This window comes from Bifidobacterium dentium JCM 1195 = DSM 20436, assembly GCF_001042595.1.
GTDB lineage: Bacteria > Actinomycetota > Actinomycetes > Actinomycetales > Bifidobacteriaceae > Bifidobacterium > Bifidobacterium dentium.
In genome coordinates this window covers 299,273-325,104 of record NZ_AP012326.1, presented here as the reverse complement: position 1 = coordinate 325,104, position 25,832 = coordinate 299,273, and the positions used below count along the sequence as shown (strand labels likewise).

General features: G+C 59.9%; 18 protein-coding genes and 1 other RNA gene. 4 read left to right on the top strand and 15 right to left on the bottom strand.

The annotated features are described in order from the left end of the window. Positions 1–116 precede the first annotated feature (116 nt). On the bottom strand, positions 117–674 hold the full coding sequence (locus BBDE_RS01225) for a YbhB/YbcL family Raf kinase inhibitor-like protein (RefSeq protein ID WP_012901831.1): 558 nt from the start codon (positions 672–674) through the stop codon (positions 117–119). Positions 675–942: 268 nt separating this feature from the next. Further along, positions 943–2,595 carry a phosphoenolpyruvate--protein phosphotransferase gene (ptsP, locus tag BBDE_RS01220; protein ID WP_012901830.1) on the bottom strand — a complete coding sequence of 551 codons (1,653 nt, stop codon included), beginning with the start codon at positions 2,593–2,595 and terminating at the stop codon, positions 943–945. 284 nt (positions 2,596–2,879) lie between these two features. On the opposite strand from ptsP, the gene BBDE_RS01215 reads away from it, so the two are divergent. Both BBDE_RS01215 and BBDE_RS01210 read left to right on the top strand, forming a co-directional pair. Next, positions 2,880–3,140 (top strand): HPr family phosphocarrier protein, encoded by a 261-nt coding sequence (locus BBDE_RS01215; RefSeq protein ID WP_003837678.1) that lies wholly within the window; start codon positions 2,880–2,882, stop codon positions 3,138–3,140. Between the two features lie 143 nt (positions 3,141–3,283). Continuing rightward, the gene (locus BBDE_RS01210; protein ID WP_012901829.1) at positions 3,284–4,297 is read left to right on the top strand and encodes a LacI family DNA-binding transcriptional regulator; all 1,014 of its coding nucleotides are present in this window, start codon (positions 3,284–3,286) and stop codon (positions 4,295–4,297) included. A 40-nt stretch (positions 4,298–4,337) separates the two neighbouring features. On the opposite strand, the gene BBDE_RS01205 is transcribed toward BBDE_RS01210, so the two are convergent. The 5 genes from BBDE_RS01205 to ffs all read right to left on the bottom strand — a co-directional run bounded on the left by BBDE_RS01205 (position 4,338) and on the right by ffs (position 10,651). Continuing rightward, entirely contained in the window at positions 4,338–5,489 is a 1,152-nt protein-coding gene (locus BBDE_RS01205) for a DNA polymerase III subunit delta' (protein WP_012901828.1), read from the bottom strand. Then, entirely contained in the window at positions 5,486–6,217 is a 732-nt protein-coding gene (tmk, locus tag BBDE_RS01200; RefSeq protein WP_033489162.1) for a dTMP kinase, read from the bottom strand. Before tmk ends, BBDE_RS01205 begins: the two co-directional genes overlap by 4 nt. Before the next feature lie 68 nt (positions 6,218–6,285). After that, positions 6,286–9,300 (bottom strand): type I DNA topoisomerase, encoded by a 3,015-nt coding sequence (gene topA, locus BBDE_RS01195; protein ID WP_003837688.1) that lies wholly within the window; start codon positions 9,298–9,300, stop codon positions 6,286–6,288. Positions 9,301–9,400: 100 nt separating this feature from the next. Beyond that, positions 9,401–10,486: a phosphatase PAP2 family protein gene (locus BBDE_RS01190; protein WP_228369734.1), complete on the bottom strand. Its 1,086-nt coding sequence runs from the start codon at positions 10,484–10,486 to the stop codon at positions 9,401–9,403. 74 nt (positions 10,487–10,560) lie between these two features. Beyond that, positions 10,561–10,651, bottom strand: an RNA gene (gene ffs / locus BBDE_RS10910) — signal recognition particle sRNA small type. 157 nt (positions 10,652–10,808) lie between these two features. Here ffs and glf point away from each other — a divergent pair. Beyond that, the gene (gene glf, locus BBDE_RS01185) at positions 10,809–11,987 is read left to right on the top strand and encodes a UDP-galactopyranose mutase (RefSeq protein WP_012901825.1); all 1,179 of its coding nucleotides are present in this window, start codon (positions 10,809–10,811) and stop codon (positions 11,985–11,987) included. A 380-nt stretch (positions 11,988–12,367) separates the two neighbouring features. On the opposite strand, the gene BBDE_RS01180 is transcribed toward glf, so the two are convergent. Continuing rightward, positions 12,368–13,510, bottom strand: coding sequence for an inositol-3-phosphate synthase (locus tag BBDE_RS01180; RefSeq protein ID WP_012901824.1), 1,143 nt, complete (start codon positions 13,508–13,510; stop codon positions 12,368–12,370). Positions 13,511–13,740: 230 nt separating this feature from the next. On the opposite strand from BBDE_RS01180, the gene BBDE_RS01175 reads away from it, so the two are divergent. Next, on the top strand, positions 13,741–16,002 hold the full coding sequence (locus BBDE_RS01175; RefSeq protein WP_012901823.1) for a transglycosylase domain-containing protein: 2,262 nt from the start codon (positions 13,741–13,743) through the stop codon (positions 16,000–16,002). Between the two features lie 122 nt (positions 16,003–16,124). Here the strand turns inward: BBDE_RS01175 and BBDE_RS01170 are convergent, their stop codons facing one another. The 7 genes from BBDE_RS01170 to BBDE_RS01140 form a co-directional block, all read right to left on the bottom strand. After that, positions 16,125–17,201 carry a glycoside hydrolase family 43 protein gene (locus BBDE_RS01170; protein WP_003837695.1) on the bottom strand — a complete coding sequence of 359 codons (1,077 nt, stop codon included), beginning with the start codon at positions 17,199–17,201 and terminating at the stop codon, positions 16,125–16,127. Between the two features lie 147 nt (positions 17,202–17,348). Next, positions 17,349–18,302, bottom strand: coding sequence for a carbohydrate ABC transporter permease (locus BBDE_RS01165; RefSeq protein ID WP_003837700.1), 954 nt, complete (start codon positions 18,300–18,302; stop codon positions 17,349–17,351). Positions 18,303–18,329: 27 nt separating this feature from the next. After that, on the bottom strand, positions 18,330–19,313 hold the full coding sequence (locus tag BBDE_RS01160; RefSeq protein ID WP_003837702.1) for an ABC transporter permease: 984 nt from the start codon (positions 19,311–19,313) through the stop codon (positions 18,330–18,332). 154 nt (positions 19,314–19,467) lie between these two features. Continuing rightward, complete coding sequence (locus BBDE_RS01155) at positions 19,468–21,063, bottom strand: extracellular solute-binding protein (protein WP_003837704.1); 1,596 nt, start codon at positions 21,061–21,063, stop codon at positions 19,468–19,470. Positions 21,064–21,315: 252 nt separating this feature from the next. Next, positions 21,316–22,338: a glycoside hydrolase family 43 protein gene (locus tag BBDE_RS01150; RefSeq protein WP_012901822.1), complete on the bottom strand. Its 1,023-nt coding sequence runs from the start codon at positions 22,336–22,338 to the stop codon at positions 21,316–21,318. A 180-nt stretch (positions 22,339–22,518) separates the two neighbouring features. Further along, a complete protein-coding gene (locus tag BBDE_RS01145; RefSeq protein WP_003837708.1) occupies positions 22,519–23,592 on the bottom strand; it encodes a LacI family DNA-binding transcriptional regulator in 1,074 nt (357 codons plus the stop codon). A 98-nt stretch (positions 23,593–23,690) separates the two neighbouring features. Then, the gene (locus BBDE_RS01140; protein ID WP_003837710.1) at positions 23,691–25,805 is read right to left on the bottom strand and encodes a family 43 glycosylhydrolase; all 2,115 of its coding nucleotides are present in this window, start codon (positions 25,803–25,805) and stop codon (positions 23,691–23,693) included. Positions 25,806–25,832: the final 27 nt, after the last annotated feature.

The window sequence follows — 25,832 nt, the reverse complement described above, 5'->3', positions numbered from 1 at the left end:
GTGTATTCCTTTCGATGATTGTTCTCCCTTACGGGAACATGTCAGGCTTCTGCGCCTCCCGGTTTCGCCGGCGGGGAAGACGACATGGTTCGGATTCCGCCGCCGAGGGGCAGCGATCAGGCTTTGCCGGTAAGGAAGATGCCGCCTTGATCAATGGGATTGCCGCCATTGCGCAGGGCACGCTCCATTTCGTTCAGCCAGAAGCCCTGATTGAGGCCGGCCAACGGTGCCGTCGTACCCCACACATGCAGGTAGTAGTCATGATCCCGATCCGGTGGGTACGGGCCGTTGTAACGCATGGTGACCGCGGGATCGGTGCTGCGACCGGTCAGCAGCGGCGAAGCGGCGGACGTGCGGCCTTGCACGGTTTCGGGAATCATCGCGGAAACGGTACGGGAGAAATCGGCCGGAATCGCCAGCGCATGGGAATCATTGAAGTCGTACATCAGCGCATCAACCGGCAGATTCGCCAGTGACCAGTGATTCCATTGGAAGCCGCATACCGGAATCGAATCCGGATCAACGAATTCCCAATGCAGGAACTGCACCGACGAGTCAAGCTCATCGATGTAGAAAGGGAAGGAGACGATTGGAGTGCCGTCGATGCAGTTCTCAGGCGGCGCCGCCTTGGCAAACGCGTCAGGAATGACGGTAAAATCTGCGGAAATCTTCATGTCTCCAGTATCGCGCATACACGTGACGCACGATACCGCCACATCATTGATGCGGCGCGGGGGCTTGACCTGCGAGAGCCAGTTTGTTACTCAACGGCAAAGGCCCCAAAGACGAGGATTTGGAGCCCTGACCTGCGAGCAAGTCCGCGGTAATCGCAGGTCAGGCCCTTACACACATGTGTTGGAGGGCCTAACCTGCGAGGACCAGCCTGTCACCCAACAACAAGTGCACTTTTGCGGCCGAAACCCATAACCGCCGCCATTACCGTCAGCGGTCGGCCGGATTGTAGTAGTCGCCGTTAAGCGCTGCGGCGGCCTTGGCCTTGGCTTCCTCAAGAGTGACCTCGGCGAGCGCGGCGCGCACATCGTCCAGAGCCACCGGGGTCATGGACAGGGAATTGACGCCCAAACCGGCCAGCACCACGGCCAGATCCGGATCGGCGGCGGCCTCGCCGCACACGCCCACCGGCATGCCGTTGGCATTGCCCGCGTCGCAGATCATCTTGATGGCGCGCAGCACAGCCGGATGCCATGCGGTCTGGTAGTTGGCCACGGAACCGAGGGTACGGTCGGCGGCCAGCGTGTACTGGGTCAGGTCGTTGGTGCCGATGGAGACGAAATCGGCCACCTTGGCCACCTTGTCGGCCATCAGGGCGATGGATGGCACTTCGGCCATGGCACCCACGAATTTCAGCCCATGGCTCTTGGCGAGTCTGACGAAGTAGTCGGCCTCATGCTCGTCGGCCACCATCGGGGCCATGACCCACAGATCGGCGTCGGTTGCGGCATCCGCGGCGGCGAGGGCCTTGAGCTGGCCTTCAAGCACGTCCATATGGGCCTTCAAGGTGCGCAGGCCTCGCAGTCCGAGAGCGGGGTTCGGCTCGTCTTCCGGAGTCAGGAACGGCAATGGCTTGTCGGCGCCGGCGTCGAGCATGCGGATCACGACTTTCTTGCCCGGGAACTGGCTGAGCAGCTCGATATAGGCCTTGGTCTGCTCTTCGACGCTTGGCGGTTCGGCGTTGCCGATGAACAGGAATTCGGTGCGGAATAGGCCCACGCCCTCGGCACCATATTCCAATGCGGTGGCGGCATCGGACGGTTTGCCCACATTCGCCAACAGCGGAATGCGGTGGCCGTCTTTGGTGGCACCCGGGTTGCCACGCAGTTCCTTGGCCGCCGCGGCGCGAGACTTGGCCGCTTCTGCCGCGGTGATTTCCTCCTCGGACGGTTCGACGGTGATTTCGCCTTTGGCTGCATTCACGATCACGTTGGTGCCGTCGGTCAGTTCGGTCGCTTCGGTGGCGGAGACCACGGCCACAATGCCGCGGGCGCGAGCCAGGATGGCGGTATGCGAGGTCGGGCCGCCCTGCGAGGTCACGATGGCGAGGGTCTTGCTCATGTCGAGCGCGGCGGTATCAGCCGGGGACAGGTCTTCGGCAACGAGCACGAACGGGGTTTCGCTCACCGGCAGACCCGGCGCCGGAGCGCCCATCAGGTCGGCGATCACACGCTGACCGACATCATGCAAATCGGCCGCACGCTCGGCCTGATAGCCGCCGATGGCACGGAACATGTCTTCCACGGCCGCGAAACCTTCAAGCACGGCCCGCTCGGCAGTCTTGCCTTGGCCAATCAGATTCCGGATGGACTGCGCAAGGGACGGGTCGGAGGCGAACATGGCGATGGCCTGAAGAATCGGAGCGGCCTTTTGGGCGCCTTCGTCACCATTGGCGGCCTCTTCCGCACGACGGTTGAGGTCGGCGTTCACCAATGCCAATGATCGCTCGACGCGGATGATTTCAGTTTCGGCGTCGATGCCTTCGGCACGCGGTGCGTCCGACGGTTCAGGCAGCGGAGCGGCCATGCGAATAACCGGTCCGACCGCAACGCCACGACCGATGCCAACACCCTTGATGTTCATGAGAACTCCTTTTCCTGGTTCCTTGGTTGTCCCGACGAACGCATACGGCGCGACCGTCGAGGAGTACGGGGGTTACTGCAATGATCCCCACCGTCATTGCCGGTAAATCATTTTCAGCCTGCCGTTAGTATACATAAATATTCATTAATACGAAAAAGGAAAACGTTTTCTGCGTTTCGTGAAAAAGTGGTATGCTTTTCGCTGAGCGGCATCATACTGCCGCGTTGTTCCTGCACAATTGAAGAACGCAACCAAGCACTATCACGACTCAAAGGAGTGTCACTATGGCAACCCGCAATCTCGTCATCAACGATCCCGTCGGCATCCACGCACGCCCGGCCGCACAGTTCGCACAGGCCGTCACCGCCTCCAACTGCAACGTGACCATCGCCAAGGAGGGCGGCGACGCCGTCCCGGCAGGCTCCATCCTGTCCATCATGGGCCTGGGCATCAAGCAGGGCGACACCGTGGTCATCAACGTCGAAGGCACCGACGCCGATGCGTGCGCCGACAAGCTGATCGGCATCCTCGCCAACGCCGCGTGAGCCCGATCATCATCGCCGATTCCTTGCAGCCGCCCGCCATGTTCGACGGGCGGCTGTTCTATTCTTGAGAGGTCCCGTCGTTCGCGCATGGCGACCGGGATCGCGCGGCGAATCGCCAACAGGACCGCATGACGGAGGAAAACATGGCAGGCAGGAACGAGAGCAACCGTTCGATTACGAACGTGGCCGCATTGGCGAACGTGTCGATCGCAACCGTTTCCCGCGTATTGTCGGGCAAACGCACCAAGGACGACGACATCGCCCGCCGTGTGCGCGCAGCCGCCGAACAGCTCAACTATTCCGTCAACTATGCGGCAAGCGCACTGCGTAGCACCATCACCAACACCATCGGCCTGGTCATCCCCAGCGCCACCGAAACGTTCAGCGCGCAGCTGCTTGACGAAATCGAGCCGACCATCGACGTGGACTCGCAACAGCTGTTGCTCGGCATAGGCCCCAATCAAGCGGCACAGGGCGAACGCATCGCATCACTCGTCGCACGTCATGTGGACGGACTCATCGTAGTGCCCGCGGCCGGGGCCGATCTCACCGAAATCCTCGAACAATATGCCGGCACCCTGCCGATCGTACAGGTCGGAGGCCGGCAACGTTCCTTCCATACATCGATGGTCGGCATCGACGAAGACGCCGCCATGGAGATGACCATCGGGCATCTGGCCGATCAGGGCATCGAATCCGTGGCCTACATGGCCGGCAAGGAGATCTCCTTCGAATCGGCGGAATTGTTCGCCATGTTCCATACGCAGGTGCGCGCGCATCATCTGAAAACGCAGGCCGACTGGAACCGATTCGGCGAGCGCAGCGTGCAACGTGGTTTCGACTGCGCAATGCGCCTGTTCTCCGAGCCGCTGGTGCAGCCGGAGGCCGTGGTCTGCGCGGATGACACCATCGCGTTCGGCATGATGGTGGCGCTGCACGCCTTGGGACTCCGTGTACCGCAGGATGTGCTGATCGTCGGCTATAACGATTCGCCGATCGCTTCGACCACCATGCCGACGCTCACTTCGGTGCGTCCGCCGTTCCAGCAGATCGTATCGGAGGCGTTGCGTCTGATCGCGCTCGGTCCGGAGCATCCGGCGCATGTGTCGCTGCCGCCGCAGCTTATCGTCCGCGATTCCACCGTGGTCGCACGCTAGGGACGCCGACGATTCCCATACCGGAACGTACGGATCAACCTTACGGAATCAGGGCGCAGAACAAGGCTTCGAACACCAACGCGGGATTGCCGTTGCCGTTGAGACGCCTGCGGGCCGTAGCGATATCCTCCAGCCGACGTACGGCCGCGGCGCGATCCAGACGCACCGACAGTTCGGCGATCGAGGAGCGGTTCTCAAGATTGATCAGGCCGACGGCATCCTCGGCGTTGTTCTGCAACACGGCGACATCACGGTAGATGCTCGCCACCGAGTTGAGTGCGCGGTCAAGCACGTCACGCGTGAGGCGCGTGGCCTGACGCTTGAGCTCGTCTTTTTTGGCGATGGCGTTGTAGGCGCCGCGCAATTTCGGAGGAATGCGGTCCTTCGGACCAAGTCCGTTGATTCTACGGAAATCGGCTTCCGCGGCGGCGGCTTTGACCTCCACATCCGCCTCGGCCTGCGCTTTCGCATTGTCGATGAGATTGCCGGCCAGCAACACCGCATCGGATGCCTTCGCAAGATTGAGCACGCCGACGATCAGCTCATCACGATCCGACATGATCCGCTCGTTGCAGGCGTACAGTCGGGCGATGCCGATATGCCCTTCGGCAAGGCGCGCCGCACGGGCCGCGATTTTCGGCTCGACCTGCGAAGTCTCCTCGAGGAATTTCGCCACGGCTTGGTTCGACGGCACGGCAAGATTCACGATACGGGTGCGTGAACGGATGGTCGGCAGCACATCTTGCGCACTCGGGGCGCACAACAGCCAGATGGCATGTTCGCTCGGCTCCTCAATCTCCTTCAGCAACACATTCGTGGTGCGTTCGAGCATACGGTCCACGTCTTCGATGATGATGATTCGCCACGGCGCGGTGCTCGGCATCTGCTCGGAGGTGGTGATCAGGTCGCGTACCTGATCGATGCCGATGGTCACCTTATTCGTAGCGAGTACGGTCACGTCGGGATGCGTGCCGGCAAGCACCTGCTGGGTGACTTTGGTCGGTTCGTCGCCAAGGCCATGGTCGGGGCTCTCCAACGCCGCCGCGAAGGCACGCGCCACATTGGAACGGCCGGATCCGGGAGGCCCGCAGATCAGCCATGATTGCGCGATCGACTTCGGATCGCCACAGGAGACGGTCTTGAGCTGCTCCACCACCTGACGTTGCCCCACTATGGAATCCCATACGCTCATCGTGCGATTCCTTCCGTATTCTCGCCGGTGGAAACCGTCGACCGTAGGGTTGGCCGCAGGTGGTCGATCGCAGCGAAATCGTGTTCGATCCGTTGCCAGACCTCTTCGATGGATTGGCTGGCATCGATTACGCGGAACCGTTCCGGTTCGGCCCTGGCGAGCTCAAGGAAGGCGTTGCGCGTACGATTCTGGAAATCGTCGCCGGCGGATTCCATGCGATCCTCGCTGTGCCGCAGTCGTGCATGCGAGGCGGCCGGATCCATGTCCAGCAGATATGTGCGTTCCGGCAGTAACCCATTGGTGGCCCACAGGCTGAGATCCCGGATTTCCTTAAGCGTCAGTTCACGCCCGCCCGCCTGATAAGCCAACGACGAATCGAGGTAACGGTCGGTGATCACCACCGCGCCGCGTTCAAGCGCCGGGCGAATCACCTCGGCCACATGCTGCGCCCGGTCCGCCGCGAACAACAATGCTTCGGTACGGGGGGCGATGTCGGCAGGCTCCGGCTGCCGTCCCCCATCCGCCTTGTTCGCGGGAACCCCCGCATCGGCAGCGGCGACTCCATGCAGCAGCATGCCGCGAATGGCCACACCGAGCGCGGTGCCGCCCGGTTCGCGCGTAACCACGCATTCACGCCCCTGCGCTTCGATATGCGCACGCAATCGCTCGACCTGCGTGGTCTTGCCTACGCCGTCGACGCCTTCGAAAGAAATGAACATGCCCTGCATATCCATCACTGTACCGTGACTCCCCACCGGTCCGCTCCGGTCCTAGACCCTGCACAAATCGACAGGAATCAACGGGCGGGGACCACCTCGGGGCGGAAATATCCCTCATTGGCGGTGAGCCAGTCGATATCGGCCTTGACTGTGGCGGCCGTAGACCCGATCTCCTTCGCAATACGCGTATTCGCCCAGCCCTGATCGGCCAGTTCGCGCACCTTGGCACGGCGATCGGCACGCGCCTTTTCGATTGCGTTCGGCTTACCGGCCTTTGTGCTCTTGGCAGTCGTCTTCTTGGCGGAGGCCTTACGCCCACGACCACGTTTCGATGGCCCCTGCGCACGCTTCTCGGCCAACAGCCTGAACGCTTCGGCCGGCTCTATCGATTCGGCCGCATACTGCTTCGGCAACGTACGGTTCGTTTCGCCATCGGTGATATACGCGCCGTAGAAACCTTCCTTGATGGTCACATGCTTCTGAGTCTCCGGATCGACGCCCAGATCACGCAGTGGCGGCTTGGCGGCTCCACGGCCGCGACCACGACCGTACTTCGGCTGCGAGAACAGCTCCTTGGCCTTATCGAGGTCAACCGTGAAAATCTCATCCTCCGAGGCGAGCGAACGCGTGTCGGATTTGCCGTCGGCGCCGGTCTTGGTCAGGTACGGGCCGTAGCGGCCGTTGTTCGCCATCACCGTGACCTGCTGCAGTTCGCCGGTTTCGGCATTCGCCTCCTCGTACGTGCCGACCTCACGAGGCAGGCTCAGCAGTTTCAGCGCATCTTCCAACGTCAACGATTCAGGGCTCATCGTCTTGAACAGCGATGCCATCTTCGGGCGATCCGCCGCGGCCTTCTTGGAGCCACGCTGCGGCTTGGCCTGCGCAGCGGCGGCATCTCCGGCAGCTTCCGACTGTGGCACAATCAGCGCGACATACGGTCCGAAACGGCCGTTACGCACTTCCACGGTCCCGCCGGAAACCGGATCCTTGCCGAGTTCACGCGGACCACCGGAATGATGTTCGATCAGATCATGGCCGACTTCCACCGTCAGCTCATCCGGAGCAAGGGTATCCGGCAACGACGCGCGCTTCGGATTGCCTTCGCCATCCAAATCGTTCACATCTTCCAAATACGGGCCGTAACGACCGACGCGCACATGCAGACCGTCGCCGATCTCAATCGTATTGATGGCGCGAGCATCGATTTCGCCAAGCTGCGCGACCTGCTGCTGCAGACCGGCATGCGCCTCATCCTGAGACTGCGCCGCGCCTTCTCCGGAACCGAAGTAGAAGCTGGTCAGCCAATCCTTGCCGGTTTCCATGCCGTGGGCAATCTGGTCCAGACCATTCTCCATATCGGCGGTGAACTGGTAGTCCACATACTTCGGAAACTTCGTCTCCAGCAACTTGACCACGGAGAAAGCCAGCCAGGACGGAATCAGCGCACGACCGCGCTCATACACGTACCCGCGATCGATGATGGTGGAGATGATGCTCGCATATGTGGACGGGCGACCAATCTCCTTGGCTTCAAGCGTCTTGACGAGCGAGGCTTCGGTGTATCGCGCCGGAGGCTGGGTTTCATGCCCGTCGGCGGCGACTTCCGTCGCGGCAAGCTCGTCGCCCGGCCTCATCGGCGGCAGGGAAGCGTTATCATCGTTCGCTTTGACGGACTGCTCGGCGGTTTTGTCGGTGGCCCTGTCGGAGGAAGCGTGACGTCCCTCCCCTGTGGCCTTCATAAAGCCCGGGAACTCGATGACCGTACCGGAAGCCTGGAACACGGCCTCACCTTGGTCTCCAGCCGATGCGGACAAACGCACGGTGGCGGTGGAACCGGTGGCATCGGCCATCTGCGAGGCAAGCGTACGTTGCCAAATCAACGCATACAGACGGGCCTGATCGGCAGGCACCTTCTTGGCGACTTCGTCCGGATCACGGAACTGCGCGCCGGCCGGACGAATACATTCGTGGGCCTCCTGCGCACCGGCGGTCTTGGTGGCATACTGCTTCGGCGCATCTGACAGGAACGTGTCGCCGAAATGCGACTTCACCGCCGAACGGGCGGCCGCGATGGCCTCCTGCGACAGTGTCACCGAATCGGTACGCATATACGTGATATAGCCGTTCTCATACAATCCCTGCGCCGCACGCATGGTCTGACGCGAGCTCATCGACAGGCGATTGCCTGCGGTCTGCTGCAACGTCGACGTGGTGAAAGGCGGAAGCGGACGGCGACGGTACGGCTTCGATTCCATCGACGTGACGGTGAACGTCGCGAATTCCAGCGACTGCGCAAGCGCACGGGCCTGCGTCTCGTCAAGCTGAACGACATTATCCTTGGCACCGGCGGCGGTCAGCAGACCGTCCTCACCGAAATCCTTGGAACCGGCCAAACGACGGCCGTCAAGCGACACCATGCGCGAATCGAAGGCCACATTGTCACCTTCGGCGCCCATCGCCTCCAACGTGGCGGTCACGTCCCAATACGGGGCACGCACGAACGCCATGCGCTCACGCTCACGCTCGACGATCAGACGGGTGGCGACGGACTGCACGCGGCCTGCGGAAAGGCCCGGCCCCACCTTGCGCCACAGCACCGGAGACAGCTCGTAGCCGTACAGGCGGTCCAGGATACGGCGAGTCTCCTGCGCGTCGACCATGGCGCCGTCCACATCGCGGGTGTTATTCAGCGATGCCTTGATCGCCTCCGGCGTGATCTCGTGGAACACCATGCGCTTGATCGACACCTTCGGCTTGAGCGTCTGCACCAGATGCCATGCGATGGCCTCCCCCTCGCGATCCTCATCGGTTGCGAGATAGAGGGTATCGGCCTTTTTCAGTGCGCTTTTCAGTTCGGAGACGGTTTTCTTCTTATCACCGTCCACGATGTAGTACGGCTTGAAGCCGTCTTCCACATCGACGCCGAACTTGCCGAACTTGGCCTTGTCGGCGGACGGCACCTGGCTGGGCTGCGCAAGGTCGCGAATGTGGCCCACCGATGCCATGACCGTATAGTCGGAGCCGAGATATCCTCCGATTTTCCTGGCCTTGGTGGGAGACTCCACAATAACGAGCTTGCTGCCGGTAGCCATTGCCACTCCTTATTACTAGCGTTTGCAACGCAATAATACGCACGAACTATAGAGGATTGGCAAACTCCCGTGTGCCGTAGGAGCGGCAGGCACCTCGCCCTTACTGCTTCGGTGGGGCCGGCGGAGCGCCGACCAGACCGAGCTTCGTCAGCGGCGATGCGGTCAGTTGGCGCATGACCAGCACCAGCCCGAACACCAATGCGCAGACCGATGCCGTGAGAATCGCAGTGGAGGCGCATGCACCGGCATTCGTCCATTCCGCACTAAGATCAAGTCCAGGCTGGATCTGCCAGATGATGTAGGCGCCGTACAGGGTTCCCAGCGTTCCGAACGTCAGCATCACGCTGCCGACGATCTGTACCGACGGCGAGGATGTGCGTTTGCCGGGCTCATCCATGCCATTGGCGAAACTCACGGCGAGCATCAGCAGCGCAAGACCGCCGACGATCAGCAATGCCATGATCACATCGATCGGCCGATGCCATTGGGCGGCGATCACCGACAGTCCGACGAGCACGGCGTAGAGCCAGCCGATTGCCGCCGCCAGCGCCCGCAGGACGCGCGGCACCGCACATACCAGCATCACACCGGCTGCGGCGGCAAGGATGGTATGGCCGGAAGGTGCGGAATTGGCGGGATTCGAATCAAGATTAATCAGATAGGGTCGCGGAAGCACGCTTTTAAGCACCTTCGCCGCCGTAAAGCACAGTCCGCCGAAAACGGCCAACTGCATAATCAACAGCCATCGCTTACGCACAATCAGCACAATCAATGCGATGATCGCCATGGCGACGCTGACCCCTTGCACCAGCAGTGAAATCGCGAAGATATGTGCCACCGGGCCAAGCCATGCCGGCAGCACATGGGGGAATCTCGACCAGACCATGTCCTCATAGCTCTGGCCGCTCAACGTGTATACGCCCAGCCACCACACACCGACGGAAGCGGCCAGCAATATCAGTCCGAATGCCACGCACTGCACGATGCTGGAGATACGGGGATGGCGGGTCAACGGGTCGGCTTTGGCGAGCCCCCTACGCACTTCGTCCGCCGACAGCACGTCGGCGACCGGGTCAGTGGAAGTGTTCGATCCCGTGGATCCCAACGCTTCGGAAGAGGCGTTCTGCTGCAGCATATTCGCGGACTTCTGCGGATCTCGGATGATGGGCTTGAATTCGTCGGTCATACTCATCGAGAATACGCCACCCATGTCATTTCGAAGCGGAACGTACGTAGCCGGACATATCGGGCCGCATATACGAAAAACCTCCACGTACCCGGAAGAGGCCACTTACCCTTGCTGCATTCCTGCCCTGGGGGAGTTGGGTGACATACCGCCACGCGGAGGCAAGGATCAGTGTACACCATGCCCGGACCAGAGGCCATACATGCGAATTTTCCGTTGACGTAGTGCGCTGGAATACGCGTAGAGCATAGGCATGGGTACTATGGGCATGGAATCGCACACGTGTGATGTGTGTTTGCAAACCATTTGGAGGGTTGTTCTTATGACTGAGAAGGTGCAGTATCCGGATCTGGTGGTCGTGGGCGCGGGCCTGTTCGGCCTGACCGTGGCCCAGCAGGCCGTCGAGCATCTCGGCGTGAGGGTGGAGATCATCGACGTGCGCGACCATATCGGCGGCAACGCGTACAGCTACATGGACGAGGAGACCGGCGCGGAGATCCACAAGTACGGCGCCCACCTGTTCCACACGTCCAACAGGCGCGTATGGGATTATGTGAACAGGTTCACCTCCTTCACTGACTACGTGCACCGCGTGTACGCGACCCACGACGGCGAGGTGTACCCGCTGCCGATCAATCTGGGGACCGTCAACCAGTTCTTCCGCGCGCACTACACGCCGGCCGAGGCCAAGGCCCTGATCGCCGGACAGGCCGGCGAATTGGCCGGTACCGACCCGCAGAACCTCAACGACAAGGGCATCTCGCTGATCGGCCGCCCGCTGTACGAGGCGTTCATCAAGAACTACACGGGCAAGCAGTGGCAGACCGATCCGAAGGACCTGCCCGCGGGCATCATCAACCGTCTGCCGGTGCGTTTCAACTATGACAACCGGTATTTCATGGACACGTGGGAGGGTCTGCCGGTCGACGGATACACCGCGTGGATGGAGCGTATGATCGACGATCCGCGCATCCATGTGACCTTGGAGACGGACTTCTTCGACGAATCCCAGCCGTACAACAAGGCCGCTCTGGCCGCCGCCGGCGTGCCGGTGGTGTACACGGGTCCGGTCGACCGCTATTTCGACTATTCGCTCGGCGAGCTCAAGTGGCGCACGGTGGACTTCAAGGAGGTCCGCTACGACGAGGGCGACCATTTCGGCTGCCCGGTGATGAACTTCTCGGATGCGGACGTGCCGTACACGCGTGCGATCGAGTTCAAGAACTTCAATCCGGAGCGTGCCGACCGGCAGAATCCGGACAGGACCGTGGTGTGGGAGGAGTACTCCCGTTTCGCCGAGCGTGGCGACGAGCCGTACTATCCGATCAACACGGAATCCGACAAGGCGCTGTACGCGCGCTATGAGGAGCTCGCGAAGGCCGAGCCGAGGACCGTGTTCGGCGGCCGTCTGGGTACGTACAAGTATTACGACATGCACAATGTGATCGACACGGCCCTGACAGCCTACGAACAGCAGGTCGAACCCCTCCTCAAGAAGTAGTCCGTCCTTCCTCAGACTGCCGACGCTGAGCCCCCGCTCACCGTCGGCAGTTTGGGTATTTCCCCAAACCGCCGACGCTCAGTCGCCGTCAGTGTCGGTAGTCTGAGGAACGAACCAATCTACCGATGCTTACAACGCCTCACCGTCGGCAGATTGGATATTTCCCCAAACCGCCGACGCTCAGCCGCCGTCAGTGTCGGTAGATTGAGTAGCTGGCCAAACTATCGACGATGACGGCGGCTGAGCGTCGATAAATGAAGGGTCGGGCCCACGGATTGTACACTCCGCGGGCCCGACCCTTACGCATCACTCACATGCGCCACTCACACGTATTACCCATACGTACTCATACGCATCACGCATGCGCGTCACGCAGCGGCTCAGGCCTTCCAGACATCCTTGCCCGCAGCCTTGGCGGCGGCGACATCGGCATCGAGCTGCTCCTCAGTGCCTTCGACGTTGCCCTTGATGAACTCTTCGACGAGACGACGAGCCTCGCCATCCTCATGCTGTACGGCCGGGGATTTCATGAAATAGGAGCTCGGAGCCAGGATCGGGCCCGCCAGATGACGGTCAAGAGCGATCTTAGCGGCACGCACGGCATCGATGACGATACCGGCGGAGTTCGGGGAATCCCACACCTGCAACTTGTATTCAAGGCTCAGCGGAACATCACCGAACGTGGTGCCCTCGAGACGCACGAAGGCGAACTTGCGGTCGTCAAGCCAAGCCACGTAGTCGGACGGACCGATATGCACATTATGCGGGTCCATGTCGTGAGGCACCACGGAAGTGACCGCACGGGTCTTGGAAATCTTCTTGGACTCCAGACGGGAACGCTGCAGCATGTTCATGAAGTCCATGTTGCCGCCGACATTGAGCTGGTAGGTGCGATCGAGACGCACGCCGCGATCCTCGAACAGGCGAGCCAGCACACGGTGGGTGATGGTGGCGCCGACCTGAGACTTGATATCGTCGCCGACAATCGGCACACCGGCATCACGGAACTTCTGCGCCCACTCCGGATCGGAGGCGATGAACACTGGCAGGCAGTTCACGAACGCGCAGCCGGCATCCATGGCGGCCTGGGCATAGGCCTTGTCAGCCCGCTCTGAGCCGACCGGCAGATAGGAAACCAGCACGTCGACCTTCTTGTCACGCAACACCTGAGCCACATCGACCGGTTCAGCCGTCGACTCCTCAATCATCTGGCGGTAATACTCGCCCAAACCATCCTCGGTCGGGCCACGAAGCACCTCGACGTCAAGATTCGGCACGTCGGCGAACTTGATGGTGTTGTTCTGCGAAGCCTCAATGGCCTCGGACAGGTCCTTGCCGACCTTCAGCGCGTCAACGTCGAATGCGGTGACGAACTCGATATCGCGCACACGGTATCCGCCGAAATTGTTGTGCATCAATCCCGGAATCTTATCCTCGTCCTTGGTGTCCTTGTAATACTCAACGCCCTGAACCAGCGACGAAGCGCAATTGCCCACACCGGCGATAGCCACGCGAATGCTCATCTGAAACGACTCCTCATATGTATGCGTTGCAGGTATACAACCTTTAAGCATACCTGCGAATCGGCAAGAATCCACCTGTACGACTGAGAAAACCCTGAACAATCGGCGCTATTGCGACACCCGGCGAAATTCTGTCGATTTGTAAAAGAACCGAGGATAAATCACCTAACTTATGCAATCCACCACCCCTTTTCGCCCGTTTTTCAGGACTGGCGGCTACGGTAGAAGGCATGGTTTCACAGACTCGAAGCGTAAGCTCGCGCTCCCATGCCCCGCAGGCAGACGGCACCCGTAGCGCTCGCAGCAACACGCACAACGTGCAGCGCAACAGCCACGGCTCGCACCGCGCCAATGGACCAAAGAAGAATCGTACCAAGCGCAAGCATCTCGTACTCAAATGGGTGCTCGGGATTTTCGCGGCGCTCCTCACGGCAGGCATCGGCCTGTTCGCCTACATGTACGTCACCACGAGCGTTCCGGAGCCGGAGGCGTTCGCGCTCGCGGAAAAAACAACCGTCTACTATTCCGACGGCACCACCGAAATCGGCAGCTACGCCGAGCAGAATCGTGAGATCATCGACTGCTCCGTGCTGCCGGACTACGTCGGCAACGCCATCGTATCTTCCGAGGATCGTTCCTTCTACACCAACAAGGGCATCGATCTGGTGGGCATCGCACGCGCACTGTACAACAACCTGACCACCGGTAGCCGGCAGGGCGGCTCAACCATCACCCAGCAGTACGCGGAGCGCTACTATCTGGGCGAGACCACATCGTATTCCGGCAAGCTCCGAGAAGCGTTCCTGGCCATCAAGATCGCGCAACAGCAAGATAAAAGCCAGGTGCTGTGCAACTACATGAACACCATCTACCTAGGCCGTGGCGCATACGGCATCCAGGCGGCGGCCAAGGCGTACTTCAACAAGGACGCCAAGGATCTGACGCTGTCCGAAGCGGCCACGCTGGCCGGCATCATCCCGGCGCCGAGCGCATGGGACCCGGCGGTGGACGAGGCACAGGCCCAGAAGCGCTACAAGCGCGTGCTCAGCATCATGGAGGAAGACGGCTACATCACCGCCAAGCAACGGAAGGAATCGCAATTCCCGCAAGCCATCGAATACCAGCAGAGCAATCAGTTGGAAGGCGCGAACGGATACCTGCTGACCATGGTGCAGAACGAACTCATCGGCACGAAGGCCTTCAGCAAGCAGGACCTCGAAACGGGCGGCTATAAGATCGTGACCACCATCGACAAATCCAAGCAGGATCTGATGTATTCGGTGGTCAGTCCCTCGCAGAACGGCATGCAGGGCGTAGTGCCGGACGGCATGCAGTTCGGCGCGCTGTCGGTCAACCCGAAGGACGGGTCGATTATCGCGCTGTATGCGGGCGACGATTACCTGACCAAGCAGCTCAACAACGTCACGCAGGCCACCTACGAGGTCGGTTCCACCATGAAGCCGTTCGCGTTATTGGCCGCCATAAACGAAGGCGTAAGCCTGAACACGATGTTCAACGGCAACTCGTTCCGCACCTTCCCCGGCATCACCGAAACCGTGAGCAACTACGGCAACGCGAACCTGGGATACGTGAACCTGTATACGGCTACCGAACAGTCGTCGAACACCGTGTACATGGATTTGCAGACCAAACTGGGCACCAAGAAAATCGCCGATACCGCACGTGAGGCGGGTGTGGAGAACACGTCTTTGGATGGATCCGAACCGTACACCGTACTTGGCAACAACGGCCTGAGCGTTGAGGACATGACGCGCGCATACGCCACGTTGGCCAATCAGGGCAACAAGCCGACGCTGCATATCGTGGCCTCCGTGAAGACGCCGGACGGATCCGACCTGTATAACGCGCCGACCACGGCCGAGCAGGTGTTCGAAGCCAATTCCGCGAATCTGGTAACCAAGGCGCTCACCGGCGTGGTGCAGCGCGGCACCGCCACCGAGGCGCGCGCCACCGGTCATACCATCGCGGGCAAGTCCGGCACGGCGAATGATTCCAGGGCGGCCAGTTTCATCGGTTACACCCCTTCGGTGGTAACGACGGTGGCTATGTGGTACCCGGATGCGAACGGCAATCCGCAGGAAATCCCGGCCTTCGGTAGCTGGACCGGCGGCAGCGACTACCCAGTGCATCTGTTCACCGAATATATGACGCAGGCCTTGGCCGATACCCCGAACGAGACATTCCCGACCGCGACCGACAGCGGCAAGGTCGGCGGATCGGATGGCACGTGGGGTACAGGCGCGCAGAAGTCATACACCTCGCAGACCACGCCGAAGGCTGAGGAAAGCACGCAGCCGACCACGCCGTCCCCGACCGAAACCACCACGCCGGACAGCGGATCCGGCAGCGGCAGCGGTGATGGTGATGCGGACTCCGGCAGCGGCGACAACGGTGGCAGCGGTTCATCCACTGACCAGAGCAGCCAGGGGCAGAGCGACCAAGGTCAGTCGACACAATCGCCGCAACAATAGCGGTACCAGTGCCAATGACGCGTAATCGCCGTCATTGGAGGTGACCGTCATACAGCCGGATATGGTGAGGGCCGCCCACAAGAAGACGTGGGCGGCCCTCACCATATCCGTAAAAATTGTGTTCAGCCCCGCAGGTCGGCCAGTGCGGCCAATGGGCGCAGACGTTCGTATTCGGCACGTGTCAGCGAAGCCACACCGCCATGCTTCGTATGCTCGGTCAGGAAATAGTCTTGACTTTCCAGCTTGACCCAGCCTTTATCAAGATCATGGCTGATCATTGGCTGGTAGCCGATTGACGGAATCACGTCCACGAACAGATACCATTCGTCGTCGGCACCGCCGTCGTTATGGTGGTTGGCGAACACGGCCGGCCCTTCCACTCCGCCGGGATTGCCATCCGGCACGTATTCGGCGCCGATTCGGTCCTGCACCAAGGTCCACTGAGTATCGGGCTCCCACCAGCGTTTCGCATCGGTGGAATCCATCCAGATGCCGTTGCCGTGCGCATTGTCCTTGGTGATGCGGTACGTGCGCATTCCGCCGTCAGGCAGCGGTCGTTGGATCATGGTGGTGTCGATGGCATCCCCGTCGTTGTCGATGAACACGCCACCGTATTCGAAGGTGTCTTGCGTGAAGTCGGTGGTAGCTCCCCACAGTACGGTGCAGTAGACGTCCTTGTCGTCATGCCGCGTGTCTTCATTGTTGAAGATGGTGCTGGACCAGTACATCACGAATGCGCCGCGACCACCTTCATGTTCCGCCGGATAGTAGTCCGGCACCCACAGGCATTCGCACGCCCATGCCATGCCAAGCTCGAGGTGGGAACCGTCCGGCTTACGGGATACGTCGAGCATACGCGGTCCGCTCCAATGCAACAGGTCGTCGGATTCCCAGATGATCAGATTCGTACTGGCATGGCGCGTCCATTCGAACCAGCCGGCATCGTCTCCTCCGAACACGCGCAAATCGGTGGCGATGACGTACCATGTGCCGGTTTCGGGATTGCGGATGATATGCGGGTCACGCACCCCCGTGGTACCGATGGCGGAGGTCAACACCGGCTTTCCATCGTTGATAGGCAACCATCGACGTGGATTGTCGCCATCGGATACATCCATGTAAATCTTCTCGGCGTAGCCGTCCGGATCCTCGATGAAGTGGACGAGCAGATAGCCGTATGCGTCGGTCGCTTCGGTCATAGGTGTCACCTTACTACTTGATTGGTTTCATACGATGTCTTGCCCTCATACGAAAAGGCCGCCGCCACTACGAGCGACAGCCTTTTCGGAAGGAGGAGAATGAGATGAAGTGCCATATCGGCAATTTCGGACTGCTCGTGTCGCGTATCAGCCCTTGACGGCTCCGATCATGACGCCCTTGTTGAAATACTTCTGCAGGAACGGGTAGACGACCAGCAGAGGCAGGGTGGACACGATGATGATGCCGTACTTGATCTGATCCGCGGCCTGCTGGCGTTCCAGCATGGAACGGCCATCCGAACCGCCACCGGAAGTGGTCATCTGGTTGGCGAGCAGAATGTTCTGCAGCACGTTCTGCAACGGTTGCTTCTCTTGGTTGCGGATGTAGATAAGGCCGGTGAAGAAGTCGTTCCAGTGACCCACAAAGTAGTACAGTGCGATTACGGCGATGATGGCCGAGCTCAGCGGCAGCACGATCTTCATGAAGTAGCGGAAGTAACCAAGACCGTCCACCTGGGCCGCGTCATGCAGTTCCTCCGGGATGGAGGTCTCGAAGAACGAACGTGCAATGATCACGTTGAATACGTTCACGGCACCCGGCAGGATGAACACCCACATGGAGTTGAGGATGCCCAAGTCCTTGAAGAGCAGGTAGCTCGGAATCAGACCACCGGCGAAGAACATGGTGAAGGTGAACAGGAACAGGATGACGCGGCGGGCCTTGAACTCGCGGCGGGACAGGGAGAACGCCACCGGCAGGGTGACCAGCATGTTGACCGCGGTTCCGATCACGGAGTAGATGATGGTGTTTTTGTAGCCGGTCCAGATTCGGGAGTCCTCGAGAATCTTGGTGTAGCCGGAGAAGTTGATGTCCTTGGGGTAGAGGGTCACCGCGCCCTGGGACACCAGAGCGGAGTTGGAGAAGCTGGCGATCACGATGAACCACAGCGGGTACAGGACCACCACGACGACCGCCACCACCAACAGGCCGATCAGGAAGTCGACCACGTAATCGGACGGCTGCTTTTTCTGGCGTACCTTCGGATTCCACGGAATCTCATTATTCGCCGTCTTGATGGCGGGTGCAACGGAATTGCTCATTTGAATGTCCTTTCCTTGTACCGACCGTTAGAAGATGCTGGTATCGGACACGCGCTTGGAAATCGCGTTGGCCATGACGAGGAACACGAAGTTGATCAACGTGTTGAACAGGCCGATTGCCGTCGAATAGCTGTACTGGTTACTGACGAAGCCCATCTTGTACACGAAGGTCGAGATGACTTCGGAGGAGCTCAGATTCAGCGAGTTCTGCATCAGGAAGACCTTTTCGAAGCCGACGTTCAGTACGGAGCCCATGTTGAGGATGAGCAGCACGCCGCAGGTAGGCAGGATGGCCGGGATGTCGACGTAGCGGATGAGCTGCAGACGACTCGCGCCATCCATCTTGGCGGCCTCATACAGAGCGGTGTCGACGCCGGCCAGTGCGGCCAGGTAAATGATGGAATTCCAGCCGCAATGCTGCCAGACTTCGGTGATCCAGTAAATCGGAGTGAACAGATTCGGATCACCCAGGATGCTCTTGCCGTCCTCGTTGAGGAAGCGGCCGATGAAGCCGGAAGTCGGGTTCAGGAAGATGCTGATCATCGAGACGATGACCACGGTGGAGATGAAGTGCGGCATGTAGGTGATGGTCTGCACGAAGCCCTTGATCTTCTTGGAACCGAGCTGGTTGATGAGCAGGGCCAGGATGATCGGGCAGATGAAACCCATCACGAGGGTCCACAGGCTGATGCTGATGGTGTTGCGCATCAGGTTGGCGAACTGCGGGGACTGGAAGAACTTGTTGAAATATTTCAGGCCGACGAAGGTGCCGCCGGTCAGGCCTTTGCGCGGAACGAACTCGCGGAAGGCCAGCTGGATGCCATACATTGGAATGTAGGCGAAGATGAACACGAATACCATTGCCGGCAGGGCCATGAGCCACAGCTGCCAGTAGCGACGAAGATGAGTACCGATGCGGATCGGCAGGGGCTTGTGCTTGGCGATGTAGTCGTTGTCCGGGACGTCTGCGTTCGACGCGGATGCTGCGATTTGCGAAACAGCCATATCCATCCCTCTCTTGGGTTGTCCGGACAATCGCCGGAAATGAAGTTTGAAGATACGAAACGTGAACAATGTATGGCCCTCCCCCGCCGGTTTGCGGATTGATGCTCACCGCGAGGGAGGGCTGGTTCGGTTATGTGGGAATGTCGGTAGGGAACCTGGCTTACTCTTCGGCCATGGTCTTGTCGTACCACTTCTGCCAGAGCTTGACGTTCTCATCGACGCCCTGCTGCTTCATGGTGTCAACGTACTCGTTCCACTTCGCGTCGGTCAGGCCGCCATCCTGAATCCAGGTGGAGATCAACGGCATGGCGTAGTTGAAGATGTTGGAGTTGTTGTTGGACACAGTGGTGTTGTCTTCAGCGGACAGGCGGACGTAGGCCGGGATGAGGTCCTTGTCGCCGATATGGGACTGCTGGGTCTCGTAGGTCTTGCCGTCCTTCTCGGCGAGAACCTTGTCCTCGTCGCCTTCGACGGACATGTCATCGGACACGTAGGTCAGGCCACGGTCTGCCAGACCGTAGGTGGACAGATCCTTCTGGAATTCGATGACCTTGTACTTGCCGTCGCCCTCGTTGGAGATGTACTTGTCGAGATCGCCGTAATAGGACTCCATGGAGGTATCCGGCTCAATCCACTTGTTGATGATCTTCAGAGCGGCCGCCTTGTGTTCGTCATCCAGGCCGGCCTTGACGCAGGCACCGTTGTAGATATCTTCGAACTGCGGTTCCCAGGTGGTCTCCTCATAGGAGACGCCCGGGGCGGCCGGCACCTCGATGGACTCGTACTGGTCCTTCAGGTCGCCGAAGTTGCCGGTGTTCCAGCCGAAGATCAGGCCGACCTTTGCGGTCTTGCCGTCGTTGGAGATGTCGGCGCTGTTCTGGGAGCTGTCACGGGTCAGGATGTCCTTCGGCATGAGGCCCTGCTCGATCAGGGAGTGGTAGTATTCGATGACCTGACGGAAGTTGTCGGTGATCATGAAGTTGCCGATCTTGCCGTCCTTGATGTAGATGCCCTGATTGCCGTTGGCGATCATCTGGGTGTTCAGGCCGGTACCGTTGAGCAGCAGGAACGGATCCCACCAGTTGAATCCGGCGGTGCCGAGCTGGTTGATCAGCATCGGGATTTCGTCGGCTTCGCCGTTGCCGTTCGGATCGTCGTTCTTGAAGGCGGTGAGGACCTTGGTCAGGTCATCCCAGGTCTTCGGAACCTCGAGGCCGAGCTTCTCGAGCCAGGACTTGTTGATCATGAGGTTCTGGCCGGAAGACCACTTGACGCCGGAGGCGTTGCCGTAGTCGGACGGGACCTGCCACACGTGTCCATCGATGTCGGAGCCGAACTTCTTGGCGTTCGGGACCTCCTTGAAGTACGCCTGAACGTTCGGCATCTGGTCGAGATCGTCGCTCAGGTCCTCCCAGTAGTCGTACTGGGCGAAGTTGGAAGAGTTGTAGCCCCACACGGTGATGTCGGCGACGTCGCCGGACGCCAGCACGGTGGAGGCCTGCTGGGACCACTGGGTGTCGAGAATCTCATCCCACTTGATGGTGCAGTCGCAGGCGGCCTCGAGATCCTTCTGAAGCTTCATTTCCTTGGCTTCGATCTGGGTGCTGCGCTTGATCAGCGCGACGCGGATGATCGGCTTGCCGTTGGAGTCGGTCTCGCCGGAATCGGAGCCACCGCAGGCGGACAGGCCAACGGTGGACAGCATGGCCAGGGAGGCCGCCGCCGCGAGAGCCTTGGTGCTCTTCTTGATCTTCATGGATTTCTCCTTATCTCTTGGTCTCCCAAGATTCCTTATCCTCAAACATTGCATGTGGCGGCGGACCCGACTTCGTTGTTCACCGTTCCCGTCCGCGCGCCATGTTCAGCTGCGATGCCATTTGCAACGTTGTAATTTTGATTATACAGCTTTTTCTATCGTTGTACAAATTGATGACACACCGGACGACAAGCCATTTCCCCAACCGGACGACAAGCCATTTCCCCATGCCCCCATCCAGTTATGGGCGTCCTATGATCGGCGCACCGCAGGAGTTCCCGCGAGTGCTCCGCCATCGGCGGGCAGCACGTCGGTCGTGGTCGGGGTCCACAGATTGTCGGGCTCCGGAACGCCGAAGTCAGGGCCATCCTCGGTCCATTTCACCACGCCGACGCGGGCGTGACGGTTCGGGTCGAACAGCGGATCCCCGGTGATCTCCGTGTAGTTGCGGCAGTGGTAGACCATCAGATCATCGGCACCATCCTCCGACTTGGTGAAGGAGTTATGCCCCGGACCGTACTGGCCGTGCTCGGCGCAGGTCTTGAACACCGGCACCGGGCTCTTGGTCCAGGAGGCCTTGTCCAGCAAATCGGAGCCACGCTCGGCGGTCAGCAGGCCCACGGCGTACGGGACGCCCGTGCCGGAAGCGGAATAGGTGATGTAGATCTTGTTCTCATGGAACAGGAAGGCCGGACCTTCGTTGACGAGGAAGTCGATGCACTCCCAGTCGTATTCCGGTTTGGTGAGCATCACCGGTTCGCTTTCCAACGTCCAAGGATTGGTCATCTTGGCGATATACAGGTTGGAATTGCCCTCGATCGCCGGATCCTTCTGAGCCCATACCAGATACTGCACGCCATCGATCACTTCGGTGGTGGCATCAAGGGAGAAGGAGTCGACCGGAGTGGCGATCTGCCCCTTCTCGACCCAGTTGTCGGAAGTGGGGTCGTCATCGGTGTTCTCCAGCACGAACATACGATGCGTCGGCAGTCCCGAGGTCTCGAAATCCGTTGCCGCACCAGCGAAATAGATATACCATGCACCATTGATGCGATGCAGTTCCGGCGCCCAGATGTAGATGCTGGCCGGACCGGATTCATGCTTGCGCCATACCACGGTCTCCGGCGCCTTCTGCAGGTCGTTGATGGTCGACGCATGACGAATGGCGATGCAGTTGTATTCCGGATCGGAGCCGGTGAAGTAATACTCGCCGTCAACCTTAAGCACCCAGGGATCTGCGCGCTGAAGCACGATCGGATTGTTGTAAACAGCCATGTTTATTCCTTTTCAATCCGCTGTTCCAGTAATTTACAACGTTGAATATACCACTATTACATCGTTGTACAAAATCGCGTCGTTGTCGTGGAGTGTTGCGGCACCTATTCCTTCCAAACAACAAAGCCGGCCCGCACATGACATTCGATCATGCACAGGCCGGCCCTTACCGAAAAAGGCTCAGACCACCAACGATTCCTGCGGAAGCTTGGTGGACTGGCGCATCACCAGGGACGAGGACACCTTGCGGAACACCTTGCGCCCCGGGTGTTCGCCGTTCGGTTCACGTCCGTCGATGCGTTCCTTCAACACCTTGACGGAAAGTCTCGCAACCGCCTCAAGTCCCGGGTCAATCGACGTCAACGCCGGCGAAAGATACTGGGAATCGTCGGAATTATCGAAACCGATCACGGAAATATCCTCAGGAATCCGATAATCGTGCATCTGAATGGCATGCATCACGCCGGAGGCAAGCATATCGTTCAACGCAACAACGCCGTCGGGAATCACACCGGAATCGAACAGTGAGTTCATGGCCTTCACGCCGTCACTACGGTGCCACATACCGGACGAGACCACGAGCCGCTCATCGAATTCCACGCCGGCCTCTTCCAACGCCTCGCGATAACCTCGGTAACGTAGTGCGGCGGAGCCGACCTTCTCCCCCGGATGAACGCCGACCACGGCCACACGCCTGCACCCGGTCTGCAACAGGTAGGAAGTGGCACGCTTGGCACCCTCCACGTTCTCAGTGGCGATATGATCGACCAGATCCGTGAAGATGCGTTCTCCGATCAGCACCAGCGGATAATCCACCTTCAATTGGTCGACGTCATCCTGATCGAGTTCAAGCGGGCTGTAGATCAGACCGTCGATCATGGTCTGCTGGGAGCCGTGCAACGCATCGATCTCACCTTCGCGCGAATACAGCGTAGGCTCCACGATCACACGCAAGCCAAGCTTCTTGGCTTCCTCTATGACCAATGACGAAAGCTGTGCGAAATACGGCATCTGCAGATCCGGAATGGCCAGACCGATGATGCCCGTCTGCCCCGTACGCAAATTACGTGCGGACACATTGACGGTATAGCCAAGCTCATCGATGGCCTTGTTCACCTTGTCGCGAGTGGCCTGAGAGACGAACTCATAGTCGTTGACCACATTCGACACGGTCTTGATGGACACGCCGGCCGCCTTGGCCACTTCACGCATGGTTACGACATGCTCGCCGTTGGACCCAGTCTGCCTCGACATACGTTCCCCTTTTTCAAATGTTCTAGCCAACCGGCCACCGCCCCGACAGGCTTCGTCACTCCGCCCGCCAAACGATGTACCCCTTGTGGCGGATGGAATCAGTCAGCGTCGGAAACGTTGATTTGCATCGTTACATAAGCATAATCCGGATTAAGCTCTTCCGCAGAATCCATATCCAAGATCGGCATTCCCTCCGCGGACCAATGCACCCGACGCACTTGGGCGTCACGGCCACCGTACCGACCGTGCTCATATTCCGCGTTATGGAACACGTAGATGAGATTGCCGTCCTCATCATGCGACCACATGCCGTGACCGGTGCCGAGCTGCCACTGGCCGTTATACAGACCGGACTTCTGCAGCGGATAGTCGAGCTTCGTCCAATTGGCGGGGTCGGTCAGGTCAATGCACCGCCCCGCCGGAGCAGTCGCCAGACCGGTCGTATAGTCGATGCCGACAAGCGATCCCGAGTAGATCAGGTAGATCTTGCCGTCATGCACGAAGGCGTTCGGCCCTTCGGCGATCATGTTGTCCCACGCGAATTCCGGTACGATGATCTGCGTCGGACGGCTGGTGAGCCTGGTCGGATTCGACGGGTCGAAGCTTGCGATCCAGATGCTGCCGACCTGCTGCCACGCGTAATACCAACGCCCGGAATCGACGATGACGGTCATGTCAAGCGAAATGCGCTGGATTGGGTTGAGCGTTGCGCCATCCGGATCGAGAATCGGCTGCGGAACAGTCCAGTTCTCCGGCTCGCGTGGGTCGAAATCCGTGCCATCGGAATGCTGTTTGAGCTGCATGATATGGCAACTTCCCGTCCACATGTCCGGCTTACCTGCACGGTCGTTCGGCGTACCGTCCGGATTGACGGAAGGTCCGTCGAAACACGGCATGAACAGAATGGACAGCTTGCCGCCGATGACATGCAATTCCGGCGCCCAGAAGCAACCGGTCATCTCGCGACCTTCGGAATTCAGGTCGCCGCATGTGAGCAGATCGATCTCCTTGGCGCGTCCGCCCGCCACGTCGGACAGTTCCTCGATGGAGTCGGCGACGCGTAGCGGCATGTGGGTGGCGCCATTATTCGGGTCTATGCAATTGCCGTCGGTGTCGTCGGTAGCGATGAACATGAACATTGGCTTGCCATTGAAATTCCACGCGAATACTGACGGGTCGGCACGTTCCACGGCGAAAGGCACCGGGTAGACGGTCTGACGGATCTTGCCTTCCACAGTACGGGATTCGCCGGCGCGTAGCTTGCCTTCCGAAGCTTCCCTCGCAATGGTCTCAAGCTGTTCCCGGTTCCAGTTCACTGCGCGGGTAGCGGTGGAACCGTCGCTGTAGACGAGTTCGGCACGAGTACGGGTCAATGCCATGACGGCGCCACGGGCATCTTCGCCGCCGCTCAGGGCGTTGATATGTTGCGGTGACACAGTGGCCGCAACATTGTATACACGGCCAAACCGCGCAATCAGGTGCTTGGCTTCGTCCTCGGTAACCGAGATGACGTTGCCGGGCACGGCGTCCGGAATGTCGCAATCGAAGGAATGGTGGCGTTCCGACGCCTGCGTATTTTCCGTAACGTCTAAAGGCTCACCGGAACGCGCGGACGCGACGATATCCTCCGTCTGCGCGGAATACGAACGGCCATCATCGCCCGTAAAGGTGATCACATAGCGTGCGGCGGTCTCGTCGAACGTGACGGATGGGTGATTGACGCCGTTCTCCGTACGCAACAGCACCAGCCCCGGCTGGATGAAGGATGTCAGGTCGCCGCTGACGGCCAACAGAAACGCCGACTTTTCCGATCCGTCGGGCGTTCCTTCGCGATTGGTACGCGTGGCTGCGATGGCGAAGCGCCCATCCTGCAGACGGAACAGGTACGGGTCACGCAGGGATTTGAGGGTGATGTCGACACCGGGCATCACCGCGTCATATCTTACGGCGTCGCTGGCGGGACGCGGGCCATCGAATGGTTCGGTGCCGAAGCGTACGGCGGCTCTGCACGCGCGGCGCGAGCTCTCAGTGGCTGCCGCAATCGGTACGCCGGCGGGGAAGAAGATGCCATAGTTTTCGTTCAGAGGTTCCCATTTGCCAGTGATCTGGGAACGCAGCGCAAGGTGCACGCTATAGGCGATGTCCTCGTTGTTCGCCTCTTCACGACTGGTGGCTGCACGCGTGTAACACAGCAGAGCATAGTTGGCCGACATGGGACACCCCTTCAGTGGACAATTCAT

Coding starts and splice junctions, on each gene's coding strand:
- BBDE_RS01210 (WP_012901829.1), top strand. CDS start 3,284: ATGGCAGGCAGGAACGAGAGCAACCGTTCGATTACGAACGTGGCCGCA.
- BBDE_RS01190 (WP_228369734.1), bottom strand. CDS start 10,486: ATGACCGACGAATTCAAGCCCATCATCCGAGATCCGCAGAAGTCCGCG.
- glf (WP_012901825.1), top strand. CDS start 10,809: ATGACTGAGAAGGTGCAGTATCCGGATCTGGTGGTCGTGGGCGCGGGC.
- BBDE_RS01150 (WP_012901822.1), bottom strand. CDS start 22,338: ATGGCTGTTTACAACAATCCGATCGTGCTTCAGCGCGCAGATCCCTGG.
- BBDE_RS01215 (WP_003837678.1), top strand. CDS start 2,880: ATGGCAACCCGCAATCTCGTCATCAACGATCCCGTCGGCATCCACGCA.
- tmk (WP_033489162.1), bottom strand. CDS start 6,217: ATGCAGGGCATGTTCATTTCTTTCGAAGGCGTCGACGGCGTAGGCAAG.
- topA (WP_003837688.1), bottom strand. CDS start 9,300: ATGGCTACCGGCAGCAAGCTCGTTATTGTGGAGTCTCCCACCAAGGCC.
- BBDE_RS01175 (WP_012901823.1), top strand. CDS start 13,741: ATGGTTTCACAGACTCGAAGCGTAAGCTCGCGCTCCCATGCCCCGCAG.
- BBDE_RS01225 (WP_012901831.1), bottom strand. CDS start 674: ATGAAGATTTCCGCAGATTTTACCGTCATTCCTGACGCGTTTGCCAAG.
- BBDE_RS01140 (WP_003837710.1), bottom strand. CDS start 25,805: ATGTCGGCCAACTATGCTCTGCTGTGTTACACGCGTGCAGCCACCAGT.
- BBDE_RS01180 (WP_012901824.1), bottom strand. CDS start 13,510: ATGAGCATTCGCGTGGCTATCGCCGGTGTGGGCAATTGCGCTTCGTCG.
- BBDE_RS01155 (WP_003837704.1), bottom strand. CDS start 21,063: ATGAAGATCAAGAAGAGCACCAAGGCTCTCGCGGCGGCGGCCTCCCTG.
- BBDE_RS01170 (WP_003837695.1), bottom strand. CDS start 17,201: ATGACCGAAGCGACCGACGCATACGGCTATCTGCTCGTCCACTTCATC.
- BBDE_RS01165 (WP_003837700.1), bottom strand. CDS start 18,302: ATGAGCAATTCCGTTGCACCCGCCATCAAGACGGCGAATAATGAGATT.
- ptsP (WP_012901830.1), bottom strand. CDS start 2,595: ATGAACATCAAGGGTGTTGGCATCGGTCGTGGCGTTGCGGTCGGACCG.
- BBDE_RS01160 (WP_003837702.1), bottom strand. CDS start 19,313: ATGGATATGGCTGTTTCGCAAATCGCAGCATCCGCGTCGAACGCAGAC.
- BBDE_RS01205 (WP_012901828.1), bottom strand. CDS start 5,489: ATGAGCGTATGGGATTCCATAGTGGGGCAACGTCAGGTGGTGGAGCAG.
- BBDE_RS01145 (WP_003837708.1), bottom strand. CDS start 23,592: ATGTCGAGGCAGACTGGGTCCAACGGCGAGCATGTCGTAACCATGCGT.